Genomic DNA, 12,670 nt, shown 5'->3' with positions numbered 1-12,670 from the left:
TTCACTTGATGTATTTGCGACGTTTTCGTTCCGACCAACACCCAATGGGATATCCCGCGGTAATATCTGAAACGCCAGCAAAGACCGGAAAAACCTCAAGGCTCCGAAAGACGAGCTGCCTTTCAAGCCCGTCCGATCACGATTACGCAGCGTGACTGCGGCAGAACCGGGGCCATCGATTTGCAGTCAGGCTTTTGTCAGGCACGAGTCGGATATTCTGGCTACCTGGGACCACGCATTGTGCCGCGCCGTGAATTCAGCCCGACGGGCGCCATGAGGAGGCAATCATGACCGCGGTTCGCGACGACGATCTGGCGCCGGCCGTCATGGTGCCGACGCTACGGCAGGCACCCAAACCGTGCGCGCAGGCGTCGACCAGTTCCGGCCACCCGTTGATGGACTTGACCACCAAAGTGTTCTCCGTCCCGCTGCGCCAGCTCTACGCGGCGCTGTGGCGGGCGGGTGTCATCGAGGTCACGGGCTAACAGAGCCTCGCGCACCGGCCGGGCCAGCGAGGCGGCGTTCCTTCTCCCCCGGCGCCCGATTGCGATGCGCTAACGTCAACGCGTGGCCCGCATCCGCAAGCTCGTCGCAGCTCTCAGCCGCCGTGGCCCTCATCGGGTTTTGCGTGGTGACCTGGCCTTTGCCGGCCTGCCGGGAGTGGTGTACACCCCCGAGGCGGGGCTGAATCTGCCCGGCGTGGCGTTCGGCCACGACTGGCTCACCGGCGCGGACCGGTATTCGAACTTGCTCGAGCATTTGGCGTCCTGGGGCATCGTGGCCGGCGCTCCCGACACCCAGCGCGGCCTGGCTCCGTCGGTGCTGAACTTCGCCTTCGATCTCGGCACCGCCCTGGACATCGTGTCCGGGGTGCGCCTGGGTCCCGGCAAGATCAGCGTCCATCCGGCCAAGCTCGGCGTCGTCGGTCACGGTTTCGGCGGCTCGGCGGCGGTGTTCGCCGCGGCCGGGATGCCGGCCAAGCCCGCCGCAGTTGCCGCGATTTTCCCCAGCGTCACCAGCCCGCCGGCTCAGCAGCCGGCCGCGACGCTGAAGGTTCCCGGGGTGATCTTCACCGCGTCCGGTGATCCCAAGACGCTGAACTCCAACGCATTGGCGCTGGCCGACGCGTGGGACGCGGCGACGCTGCGCATCGTCAGCAAGGCCCAGCCCGGTGGGCTGGTCGAGGGCCGTCGGCTGACCAAGGTGCTGGGGCTGGCCGGCGCGCACCGCCGCACCCAGCGGTCCGTTCGCGCGCTGTTGACCGGTTACCTGCTCTACGCCCTGGGCGGCGACAAGAAGTATCGCGATTTCGCCGATCCGCAGGCGCACCTGCCGGGTACGGATGCGATCGACCCCGAGGCCGAAGCGATTCCGCTGGAAGAGAAGATCGTCGCGCTGCTCAAGTGAGGCAGGGGCACTTGACCCTTTATGCCGACTGTGCAAGCGCTCTATGACCGCTGGATCGTCGAATTGTGGAAGGGCGGCCCATCGCTGCGGAGATCGTCACCGACGACTTCGGGCACCTCGGCCGGCTGAGGGTCCCGGCCCGCGCGACAGCGTGGTAAGTGTCATTGATGCGAATCGGGGTCGCCCTCAATTACTCGGGTGGGTTTCACGAGGCCGTGGACCGCGTGGTCGAACTCGAAAAGTCCGGCATCAAAGTGGTAGTGGTGGCCGAGGCGTATGCCTTCGACGCCATCAGCCAACTGGGCTATCTGGCCGCCAAGACGAACACCGTCGAGCTGGCGTCCGGGGTGCTGCCCATCTACATCCGCACGCCGTCGCTGCTGGCGATGACCGCCGCGGGGCTGGACTACGTGTCCGACGGGCGATTCCGCCTCGGCATCGGCACCTCCGGGCCGCAGGTGATCGAGGGATTCCACGGCGTCCCGTTCGACGCCCCGATCGGCCGCACCCGCGAGATCGTGGAGATCTGCCGCAAGGTGTGGCGCCGCGAACGCGTGCAATACGACGGCAAGCATTACCAGCTGCCGTTGCCCGCCGATCGCGGGACGGGTCTGGGCAAGTCGCTGCAGCTCATCAATCACCCGGTGCGCGAACGCATTCCGGTCAGCATCGCAGCGTTGGGCCCCAAGAATGTCGAGCTCACCGCCGAGATCGCCGAGGGCTGGCAGCCCGTCTTCTACCTGCCTGACAAGGCCGCGTCGATCTGGGGCGAGTCGCTGGCGGCCGGCGCCGCCAAGCGCGATCCCGCACTGGGCCCGCTCGATGTGATGGTGCACGCGTCGCTGGCCATCGGGGACAACGTCGACGATCGGCTCGCGTGGGTCAAGCCGCAGCTGGGCCTCTACATCGGCGGGATGGGCGCCAAAGGCCGCAATTTCTACCACAATCTGGCGACGCGGTATGGGTTCGGAGATGTCGCCGACCGGATCCAGGAGCTGTATCTGTCCGGTCGCAAACAGGAGGCCACCGACGCGGTGCCCGACGAGCTGGTGCGCGGCATGTCGCTGATCGGCCCACCCGGATACGTCGCCGAGCGCATGGTCGCCTTCGCCGAGGCGGGTGTGACGACGCTGTTGGTGAACCCGCTGGCCGCCGATCGCGCCGAATCCATGCGGTTTGTCGAGGAAGCTCTGAAGCTGCGGCCCTGAGCCGTCACTGCCCCGCCTGCGGAAGCTGGTCGGCGGCAATCTCGCACGGCGTCGAGCCCTGGCCGGCCGCGGGCGACGGTTCGGCGACAGGTGCGGCGGGTGGTGCGGGCGGCGGGTCCGGTGGCGGTGTACCGGCCGGTGGCGGGGCCTCGACCGCTGCGTCGTCGGGCCCGGGCTCAGGTTCGTCGACGGGTTGGTTGGTTTCGGCGGGATCGTCTGGACGATCGGGGGTCTTGTCGGCAACGGCCTGATCGTCGGTGACGTCGTCGGCGGCGTCCCCTGTGCGCTCGGGATCGTCTGCGTCGAAAGGCCTTTCGTCGAACGGATCCTCGCCGTCGCTCATTACGTCCGAGCCGCCCAACCCGTCACCGGCCGATCCGATCAGCCCGCCCACCGCATCGACGATCCGGCCGGCCAGCCCGAGAAGGCCGCCACCACTGCCAAGCCCGCCGCCGAGTCCGCCACCGCCAAATCCGCCACCGAGGTCGCCATCGCCCAGCCCACCCGGATCGCCCATCGGCATGCCCGCGGCAGCGACCGGCGGCGGTGCCGGGGCCGCCGAAGCCGGTGCGGCACTGACGGGATCGGGCACGGCGGACGTCAACGTCGGCGCGGGACCCACCGCCGGGACGGGGCCGGTGTCCACGGGCGGAGCGAACTGCGCCGGCGCAATTCCCGCCCCGAGATCGCCGGGGAATTCGAAGCGCGCCGTCGGGACGGCGGTCATCTTGTCGATGACCATGGCGTAGGACGTCTCGACGCCATCCGAGGCGGACCGCATCGCCCTCACCCAGTCGTTGCGAATGTCGTTGTCCACGTAGGGCATCACCTGCTGGCGCACGACGTCGGCGGCACCGTCCCGGTCGCCCGCCAGGACCGCGGCGGCGGCGGCCAGCCAGGCCGGCCGCTGAGCGCGCACCCGGTCGTCGACGGCGATGACGTTCGACACCTCCGAATCGACCAGATACCACAGGTTGTCGCGCAGCGACTCACATCGCTGGGCCGCCGCGCGCAGTTCGGTGACGACGGCGTCGCCGGTGTCGCAATGCCGTTGCAACAGCTGCACGGCGGCGTCCCCGCCCGGACCGATCCACGCCGCGGCCAGCTCGGCCACCTGGGCGCGCTGCATCCGCAGCGCTTCGGCCGCCACCACGCTCGCCGCCCGCAACTCCGCGCAGTCGCGGTCCAGCGCGTGCAGGTCCAGGCCGTCCTCGCCCGCATACCGCTCGCGAACCTGCGCGGGATGCGTTGTCAGGTCGGGGTTTTGGTAGCCCAGCGCATGGCAGGCCTGCACGTAGGTCTGGGTGTGCTCGACGGCGGCCCGGCCCTCGGCGAGGCGCGCGGCCACATCCAATCGGTCGGCCACGAGTCAGGCGATCCGCGCCGCGGCATACAGTTCGGCATCGGCGTAGCATTCGGCGCTCGACCGCAGCGCCGCGGCGATCTCGGCCGACGCGCGCGACCACTGCGATACCTGTGCCACCAGCCGCTCCAATTCGGCGCGCAGTGCCTCGCCACGCGTCGTGTGCGTGCGGCCGGCGCCGGCGCCGCCGAAAGCGAGCCTGGACAAATGGTCGGATACCGCGCGGTCGATGAATTCGGCCGCGGTCGCGAATCGGTTAGCGACCCGCCGCGCCGACGACACGTCGAGCTGCGTTCGGGCGATGGGTACGGGACGTGTTCCCCCAACGGATTTCATGCCTTATCCGACGCCTGCGGGCGCGGCGGGGTTCCGGGGAGATCTACCGTGCGTCGCTGACCGCTTCGGCGACCCGGGTGGCGACACGCTGAGCTAGGTCCTTCTCCGGCGCTTCCACCATGACCCGGATCATCGGTTCGGTTCCTGAGGGGCGCAACAGGATTCGGCCGGTGTCGCCCAGTTCGGCCTCGGCCTCTCCGACGGCGCTTCGCACCGCGGGCGCGCTGGCGGCGCTGTCTTTGTCGGCGACCGTCACGTTGATCAGCACCTGCGGCAACGTCTTCATCGCCGAGGCCAGCTCGGCCAGCGACGAGCCGGTCTGCACCATGCGGGTCATCAGCCGTAGGCCGGTGACGATGCCGTCGCCGGTCGAGCCCAGCGCGGGCATCACGATGTGCCCGGACTGCTCGCCACCCAGGCTGTAGTCGCCCGCCCGCAACTCCTCCACGACGTAGCGGTCGCCAACGCCGGTGGTGCGCACCGTGATTCCCGCCGAGCGCATAGCCAGGTGCAACCCCAGATTGCTCATCACGGTGGTCACCAGTGTCTTGGACGCCAGTTCGTCGGCCTCGTGCATCGCGAGCGCGAGCACCACCATGATGTGGTCGCCGTCGACTAGGTTTCCGTCGGCGTCGATGGCCAGGCAACGGTCGGCGTCCCCGTCGTGGGCCAGGCCCAGGTCGGCGCGGTGCGCGACGACGGCCGCCCGCAGCGAATCCAGGTGCGTGGAGCCGCAGTCGTCGTTGATGTTGAGCCCGTTGGGGTCGGCGTTGATCGCGATCACGCGGGCGCCGGCGGCGCGGTAGGCGCGCGGGGCCACCGCAGAGGCCGCGCCGTGGGCGCAGTCCACCACCACGGTCAAGCCGTCGAGGCGCAGCGTGCTCGCCTTGCTCAGGTGGCGCAGGTAGCGGTCGTCCGCGTCCTCGGCATCGATGACCCGGCCGATCCCGGCGCCGACCGGGCGCAACCCAGGATCGACCTCGAGCAGGGCCTCGATGCGGTCCTCGGTGCCGTCGTCGAGCTTGTGGCCGCCGGGGCCGAAGATCTTGATGCCGTTGTCGGGCATCGGGTTGTGCGACGCGGAGATCATCACCCCGAAGTCGGCGTCGTAGGCGCCGGTCAGGTAGGCCACCGCGGGCGTGGGCAGGACCCCGACCCGCAGCGCGTCGACGCCCTGACTGGTCAGCCCGGCGATCACCGCGGCCTCCAGCATTTCGCCGCTGGCCCGCGGATCGCGGCCGATCACCGCAACCCGCCGGCCCGGTGCCCGCGCGCTCGCCAGGTGCCGCGCCGCCGCGGCACCCAGCGCGAGCGCCAGCTCGGCGGTCAACTCGCGATTGGCGACCCCACGGACACCGTCGGTGCCGAATAGTCGACCCATGCGACCAAACCTCTCACAGTTGTCGGGCTAGCACCTAACGTGCCCGTTCCTTTGTGGACGAAACCGGCCGCGCAGGGGCGCAGACACGCCGCAACCGGCCACAACTTGTGCACCACGATGCCAAGTTGTGGCCGGATAGCGACTGCTGATCAGCGCTTGCTGTACTGAGGCGCCTTGCGGGCCTTCTTCAGGCCGTACTTCTTGCGCTCGGTGGCACGCGGGTCACGGGTGAGGAAGCCGGCCTTCTTCAGCGGCGGCCGGTCCTCGGGCTGGGCCAGGATCAGCGCCCGCGCGATGCCCAATCGCAGCGCGCCGGCCTGCCCCGAGGGGCCGCCGCCGTGCAGCAGCGCGTAGATGTCGAAGCTCTCCACCCGATCGACGGTGACCAGCGGGGCCTTGATCAGCTGCTGGTGCACCTTGTTGGGGAAGTAGCCTTCCAGGGTGCGGCCGTTCAGGTTGAACTTGCCGGTGCCGGGCACCAGGCGCACCCGCACCACGGCCTCCTTGCGGCGGCCGACCGTCTGGATGGGCCGGTCGAACACGAAGGACGCGGCGGGCGCGGCGGCTTCGGCGGCCGCGGGGCCTTCGGCGGCCTCTGCCGGCGCCTCGGTCACCTCGGCGACGGCCTCGACGGCTTCTGGGGTTTCCGGGCTCTCAGGGTTCTCGGGGTTTTCCACGGCCTCGGGCGTTTCGGTCACTGGGCCACCTGCTTGATCTCGTACGGAACGGGCTGTTGTGCGGCGTGGGGATGCGTCGGACCGGCGTAGACGTGCAGCTTGCGCGCGACCTGACGGGCGAGCTTGTTCTTGGGCAGCATGCCGACGATCGCGTCCTCTACCACGCGGTCGGGGTGCTTCTCCATCAGCTCGCGGATGGTGCGGCTGCTCAGGCCGCCGGGATACCCCGAGTGGCGGTAAGCCAGCTTCTTGTCCAGCTTCTGGCCGCTGAAGGACACCTTCTCGGCGTTGATGACGATGACGAAGTCACCGCCGTCGACATTGGGGGTGAACGTCGGCTTGTGCTTGCCGCGCAGCAGGGTGGCCGCCGCGACGGCAAGGCGGCCAAGCACCACGTCCGTGGCGTCGATGACGTGCCACGACCTCGTGGTGTCACCCGCCTTTGGCGTGTACGTAGGCACAGCGCTTACCACTTTCTTTTTGCGAGCCTCTTGGCTCGAGGTGGATCCCGGTGTGACCCGGGCGCCGGTCAGGCGTTCGCGGCAGGGCTTCGTCTCGGCGACCGACATTGACCCGAGGCCCGGCGTACCGCACGCCAACGGAGCAGCTTACCGACCGCCATCCCCGCAGGTCAAAATGACTGTGTGGTCCCAGCGGCTCTCCCCCGCCAGGACCACACAGTCTCACGGCGCGGCTACCTCCGCGCAGTGGTCTATTCGGTCGCTACCGCGCCCAGACGCCGGCGGCCCGGCGGTCGGCGTTGGCCACCTCTTGCGCACCGTCGCGCACGGCGTGTCCCAGGGCAGTCAGAATTTCGTTGAGGGCCGTCGCCGACTGGTGCCATTTGAGCTGCTCAGCCTGGTATGCGGCGGCCGCTTCGCTGGTCCAGAGCTGCTGCAGCGGTGCGATCTGCGATCGCAGCTCCTCCAGCGCCGCATTGAAGCGTTCGGACGTGGAGTGAATTTCCTGACGCACCGTGTGTTCGATTTCGCCGAAGTTATAGGACAGGACCGAGTCCACCGGAATCCTCTCTCGTCACACATCCCCGCCGGCGGCGGCGATGTGGTGTGCGTGGTTTTGGCCGGCCTCCTGTAGGGCCGCCGCGTTGTGCCGAATGGTGTCGGCGATGGAGTGCAGGGCGTGATAGAGCCGCACCGACTCCGCGTTCCAGCGATCCATCACGTCTTTGAAGCGAGCGGCCGCGGGCCCGCCCCATGCCGACGGCGGCACACCGTTCATGCGGCCGACGAACGCCTGCAGCAGCGCCCGGATCTCCTCATTGCGGGCGTCGGTGGTGCCCGCCACCGACCGCATCAGGTCGAGATCGGTGCTCACTGTGTTCGATGCAGCCATACCAAATACGACCCCCGGCGCGGCCCTTCGGTTCCACAAATTTTCAGCCGATCGCGTGAGCGGATCGCACCGCCTGGTCGCAGGCATCGCGGACGGCGTCTTCGTCGCCGGTCCGGCTCTGGCAACCGATGCTGATCCGAACCGGGCCGTCCAGGAGCACGGCCCAGCGCACGTGATGACCGGGGCGCACTTCGCGGTACGTCACCGCCGGGCGGCCGGCGCTGGTTCCGGCAGGGTTGAAGTCGACGAACACCCCCGGGGTCTCGGCATCGATCGCGTGCTTCAACCGCTCGGCGGTACCACTGAGCGTCTCGCCGGCGACCGGGGATTGGGTGATGTGCAAGGCCACGTCGGGATTTGTCTGCGAGGTGACCTGTACCCGGGCCGAGCCGGGTCCGCTCACCACGCGCTGGACCGACCACGTCGCCGGCACCGACAGCGCCACCCGGCCTTCCACCAGAAACGTTGTCGGCGCGGTCGCTACCGGCCTCGGCGCCACCACATCGGGCCGGCCCATCGTCATTGCGGTCGGCGCCGCCGTGGCGACCACGATCGCGGCCGCCACGAGCCCGCTGCGCGTGCGGGCGCGAGCGGCGCCCGCGGTGGCGGCCGGCCCCGGCGGCTCGGGTGTTGCCGGGTACGTCGACCGCGCGAGCCGGGCCAACCGAAAGTCGTTGATCTCCAGAATGTCTGGAATGTTTTGTCCGCCATCGCGTACCGCGTCGGCGATCAGCGCCGCCAGCACCGGCGCACCGGCGACGGTGCTCGGGGTGTCGATCAGCACGGCTTCGGGCGCCAGCGCCGCGACGATGCCCGCAACGCTGTGGGCGACGGCCTGCGGTTCGGCCGTGCGCGGTACGGCTGCGACCTGGCTCGCGGTGATCGCCACCAGCCGCTCGGCGATTTCGATCACTACGGTCGCGTCCGGTGCGGCGCTCGACGCCTGCCTCAGCAGCGACGCTCGCGTCCGCGTCCGACCTGAAACGGCCGCGGCGGCCTCGCTCACCACACCGACGCGCGACGCCCACCACCACGACGGATGCACGACGACCATTCCGTCGCGGTGACCGCGGTTTGCCGATCGCAACGCGGCTTCCCACAGTGCGTCGACGGCCGCCGGCCGCTCCCCTGCCAGCGCCACCCCGTCGTCAATCGCATCCAGTGCCGCTTGGACAATGCCGGCCATCTCCTCGTCGCCGACTTCGCCTGTGGCGCAGCATAACCGCCGGATCGTGCCGGGCCCGGCCTCGACCACCGCGGGGTGCTCGCTCACGGTGGGCTCCACGCGACCTGGACAAGTTCCTCGTCACCGGCCCGACCGGCGAGTACACCGCGGCCCGGCGGCAATCGCATCGGCGCGGTGGAAGTCAACGATGCACCCCGCGCTGGACATCCGCTCATCATCAGCGACGCGCAACCGAGGTCACGCAGACTCGCCAACAGCGGCTCGAACATCGCGCGCTCGAGTCCGCCGCTGCGCCGAGCGAGGACCAGATGCAATCCCAGATCTGCTGCATAAGGCAGGAATTCGGCGATCGGTGCCAGGCCATTGCCCGCCGGGCCGGCCACCAGATCGTAGTCATCGACGACGACGTAGAGGTCCGGTCCAGACCACCAACGGCCACCGCGCAACTGAGCCTGGGTGGCGTCAGCCGGCGGCATCCGCGCCTGCAGCGACTCCAGCAGGCCGGGCAACAACACCGCCAGGGCGGCGGGCGACATGGCGTAACCGCCGAGATGTTCCGACTCGACGACACCGAGCAGCGTGCGCCGGAAGTCGACGATCAACAGCTGGGCCTCGGCCGGCGTCGTCGTCCGGACGATCTCGCGGCACAAGGTCCGCAGTGCCGCGGTCTTCCCGCACTCGTTGTCACCGAGAACGAGGAGATGCGAGCAGCGTTCGAAATCGACTGCGGCCGGTTGCAGTTCGCGCTCCCCCAGACCGAGCAGTATTCGCGTCCGCAACTCGGCACCCCACCGGCGCACCACCGCCTCGCGATCCACGCGCTGCGGCAGTAGCGGTATCGCCGGAGCAACCGATTCACCGCCAGGCACCTCGGCGACGGGCAAGGCGATCACCATGTGCAGACCCTCACGAGAAAGACCACGCCCCGGGCTGGCATACGGAACATGTTGGGCCGCCTTGCGGTCGATTTCGGAGTCGGCGGGATCACCCAGCCGCAACTCGATGCGCGTGCCGATCTGATCCCTCAGTGACGGCCGCAGCTCCGACCACCGCGATGCGGACAACACCACGTGCACGCCGTACGAAAGCCCCTGAGCCGCCAGCGCGGTGACCGACTCCTCCAGCGTGTCGAAGTCCTGGCGCACGCTCGCCCAGCCGTCGATGACGAGGAACACGTCACCGAAGGGATCACGCGACGCGTCGATGTCCGAACGCCGCTGCCGGTATTCGGCGATCGACGCGATGCCATGCTCGCGGAACAAGGCTTCACGGCGACGAACGACCGACTCGCACTCGGCGACTATCCGGGCGACCAGACGCGGCTCCGCCCGGCCCGCGACCGCCCCCACATGCGGCAGCGTGCGCACCGCGGACAGCGCCCCACCGCCGAAATCCAGGCAGTGAAACTGCACCTGGCGCGGGCTATGCGTGGCCGCCAAGGCCGTGATGAGCGTGCGTAGCGCCGTCGATTTTCCGGATTGGGGTGCACCGATGACCGCGAGATTTCCTGCGGCTCCGGACATGTCGACCACCAGCGGCGTTCGGCATTGGTCGAAGGGCCGGTCGACAATGCCGATGGGGACGGCCAGGCCGCCCGGCGCGAACGTGGTATCGGCCAGGACGGCGTGCAACGCCGGCGCCGGCCCGAGCGGAGGCAGCCAAACCCGATGCGCGGGCGGTCCTTTGCCAGTCAGGCGGTCCAGGACCGCACTCGAGATGGTTCGTTCGGGCGCCTCGCTCACCTCGGCGGCGCGGCTGACCGCTCCGGTCACCCAGGTGCCGAACACCCGCGCCGTTCGCGCCGCCGCGGCGTGCCCACCGGTCGTCTTGTTCGTCGGCAGCGGCGCCGAAACCAGCGCGGCCTGGAAGCGGATCGGTTCGCCGCCGCCGACGCGCAAGAAGCCGGCGCCGGGGGCGCTCGGCAGACGGTATGCGTCGAGACTATCCAATATGGTCTGGGATTCGTTGGCCGACAGTGTCTTCAGGCACATCCGATACGACAGGTGGGCTTCCAATCCGCGCAGCCGGCCCTCGTCGAGGCGCTGGCTCGCCAGCAGCAGATGCATGCCCAGCGACCGGCCGAGGCGGCCGATCGCGGCGAACGTGTCGGCGAAATCGGGATGCTGGCTGAGCAGTTCGGAGAACTCGTCGACGATGACGAACAGCGTGGGCAGTGGGGGTAGCCTTCGGACACCGCGTGCCCGTTCGTATGCCGCGACGCTGGGGCAGCCCGCCGTCCGCAGCAGCTGCTGGCGGCGGTTCATCTCACCGGAGAGGGCATCGCGCATCCGCGCCACCAGTGGCGCGTCGTCGGCCAGATTGGTGATCACCGCCGCGACGTGTGGGGCCTGGGCGTAGTCGAGAAAGGTTGCGCCGCCCTTGAAGTCGATGAGCAGCAGGTTGAGCGCGTCCGGCGGGTTGTGCGTCATCATGCCCAGCGCGATGGTGCGCAACAGCTCTGACTTGCCGGACCCGGTCGCGCCGATGCACAGCCCATGCGGGCCCATTCCGTCTTCGGCCGGCTCCTTGATGTCCAGCTCGAGCGGGGCGCCTCCGGCCGTGGTTCCGATCGGTACGCGAAGTCGGTCGCGGCCTCGTCGGCGGCGCCACCACGCGACCGGGTCGAGTCGGTCCAAGTCGGAAAGCCCCATCAACTGCAGCCAATTCGGCTCAGCGCCGCCCGGGCGCGGGTGATGCCGGGCCAGCCGGCGCGCACATATCAGCGCATCCAAGGGCGCCATCCGGTCCGGACACCATCCAGGTGCCGGACCGGCGGGCGTCCGGATCGTCAGCGGGGCGCCGTCGCAGCTGGTGCCTATCCCGATCGTGGTGACGTCGGCGATCGGGTCGATGCCCGGGGCCAGGTCCGTGACCACCACCGCTTCGGGTCCTCGGATCGCGGCGAGCGCGCGCTGAGCTTCCGTCGTGCTCGGGTAGATCATCCGCACCGGGCCCGCCTCATCAATGTCGACCGGGTGTTGATTGTGCGGAAGCCATTTCAGCCAATCCCAGTGACCGCGATTCTCGTCGTCGACAACCGCGACGATCAGCATCTGGTCGGGCGCGTGCAGCACGGCGATTTGGCAGAGAATCGCGCGGAGCAGCCCGCGCACCTCGTCCCGATCGCCGTCGATCGTCACGCGTGTCCCCGCATGCAGGCCGATCGCGACGGGAGCGCGGACCGTCGAGCGCACATGCAGGAAACGTTCGAGCGCGGTGGCGGTGACCGGGTCGCGGAGTTCTTCCGACGGAAGCCGCGGCGCCACCAAGCGGCGGGCGAGCGGCTGTGTCCCCATGCCCACACGCACGAGGCCGAAGTCCGTGTCGGTTGGCCGCCGCTCCCACATCCGCGAGCCGCCGATCAGCGTCCACAGCGTGTCGGGATCCGGATGCCGACCGATCGATGAACGGTATTGTGCCACAGCGATTTCGGACACGGACCGGTCCAGCTCGCTGAGGTAGCTCAAATATCGATCGCGGTCGGCATCGACGCTACCGCCCTGCCTGCGGGCACGACCGGCCAGCCCCGTCACCACGGTCGAAACCAGCATGGTGGCCGGGAATGCCAGAAACACGGGGCTACGGGCCGCACCAGTCCCAGCGGTGAACATCGCGGCCATGGCGCCCAGTCCCACCAGAGACAGCGCAACCGGCAGCAACCGCGCGAGTGTGCCCGGCGCTGTAGGTGACGGCAGGTCCGGGGGCGCCTCGACAATGATGTCCGCGGCAGCCTCGGTCACCTCATCCCCTTCCCGTGCG

12 protein-coding genes are annotated in these 12,670 nt (G+C 69.3%); 3 read left to right on the top strand and 9 right to left on the bottom strand.

Annotation, left to right across the window (positions count from 1 at the left end; genetic code table 11):
- Positions 1–287 precede the first annotated feature (287 nt).
- The 3 genes from AC5Y4T_RS13345 (at position 288) to AC5Y4T_RS13335 (ending at position 2,615) form a co-directional block, all read left to right on the top strand.
- The gene (locus AC5Y4T_RS13345; protein WP_499920604.1) at positions 288–485 is read left to right on the top strand and encodes an Rv1535 family protein; all 198 of its coding nucleotides are present in this window, start codon (positions 288–290) and stop codon (positions 483–485) included.
- An 82-nt stretch (positions 486–567) separates the two neighbouring features.
- Positions 568–1,407 (top strand): dienelactone hydrolase family protein, encoded by an 840-nt coding sequence (locus AC5Y4T_RS13340; RefSeq protein ID WP_499920605.1) that lies wholly within the window; start codon positions 568–570, stop codon positions 1,405–1,407.
- 167 nt (positions 1,408–1,574) lie between these two features.
- Positions 1,575–2,615 (top strand): LLM class F420-dependent oxidoreductase, encoded by a 1,041-nt coding sequence (locus AC5Y4T_RS13335; protein ID WP_499920607.1) that lies wholly within the window; start codon positions 1,575–1,577, stop codon positions 2,613–2,615.
- A 4-nt stretch (positions 2,616–2,619) separates the two neighbouring features.
- On the opposite strand, the gene AC5Y4T_RS13330 is transcribed toward AC5Y4T_RS13335, so the two are convergent.
- The 9 genes from AC5Y4T_RS13330 to eccCb all read right to left on the bottom strand — a co-directional run bounded on the left by AC5Y4T_RS13330 (position 2,620) and on the right by eccCb (position 12,651).
- Entirely contained in the window at positions 2,620–3,981 is a 1,362-nt protein-coding gene (locus tag AC5Y4T_RS13330) for a hypothetical protein (protein ID WP_499920608.1), read from the bottom strand.
- 3 nt (positions 3,982–3,984) lie between these two features.
- Positions 3,985–4,314 carry a hypothetical protein gene (locus tag AC5Y4T_RS13325; protein ID WP_499920610.1) on the bottom strand — a complete coding sequence of 110 codons (330 nt, stop codon included), beginning with the start codon at positions 4,312–4,314 and terminating at the stop codon, positions 3,985–3,987.
- A gap of 43 nt (positions 4,315–4,357) precedes the next feature.
- A complete protein-coding gene (gene glmM, locus AC5Y4T_RS13320; RefSeq protein ID WP_499920612.1) occupies positions 4,358–5,695 on the bottom strand; it encodes a phosphoglucosamine mutase in 1,338 nt (445 codons plus the stop codon).
- Between the two features lie 149 nt (positions 5,696–5,844).
- The gene (gene rpsI / locus AC5Y4T_RS13315) at positions 5,845–6,372 is read right to left on the bottom strand and encodes a 30S ribosomal protein S9 (protein ID WP_499920772.1); all 528 of its coding nucleotides are present in this window, start codon (positions 6,370–6,372) and stop codon (positions 5,845–5,847) included.
- A 17-nt stretch (positions 6,373–6,389) separates the two neighbouring features.
- Positions 6,390–6,833, bottom strand: coding sequence for a 50S ribosomal protein L13 (gene rplM / locus AC5Y4T_RS13310; protein WP_499920614.1), 444 nt, complete (start codon positions 6,831–6,833; stop codon positions 6,390–6,392).
- Positions 6,834–7,095: 262 nt separating this feature from the next.
- The gene (locus AC5Y4T_RS13305; protein ID WP_499920774.1) at positions 7,096–7,398 is read right to left on the bottom strand and encodes a WXG100 family type VII secretion target; all 303 of its coding nucleotides are present in this window, start codon (positions 7,396–7,398) and stop codon (positions 7,096–7,098) included.
- Positions 7,399–7,407: 9 nt separating this feature from the next.
- Positions 7,408–7,725: a WXG100 family type VII secretion target gene (locus tag AC5Y4T_RS13300; protein WP_499920616.1), complete on the bottom strand. Its 318-nt coding sequence runs from the start codon at positions 7,723–7,725 to the stop codon at positions 7,408–7,410.
- Positions 7,726–7,768: 43 nt separating this feature from the next.
- On the bottom strand, positions 7,769–8,998 hold the full coding sequence (locus AC5Y4T_RS13295) for a type VII secretion-associated protein (protein ID WP_499920618.1): 1,230 nt from the start codon (positions 8,996–8,998) through the stop codon (positions 7,769–7,771).
- A complete protein-coding gene (eccCb, locus tag AC5Y4T_RS13290) occupies positions 8,995–12,651 on the bottom strand; it encodes a type VII secretion protein EccCb (protein ID WP_499953590.1) in 3,657 nt (1,218 codons plus the stop codon). The genes AC5Y4T_RS13295 and eccCb overlap by 4 nt, the downstream gene beginning before the upstream one ends.
- Between the last annotated feature and the right edge of the window lie 19 nt (positions 12,652–12,670).

Source organism: Mycobacterium sp. NGS11 (genome assembly GCF_059813315.1).
This window is presented reverse-complemented; position numbering and strand designations above follow the sequence as displayed.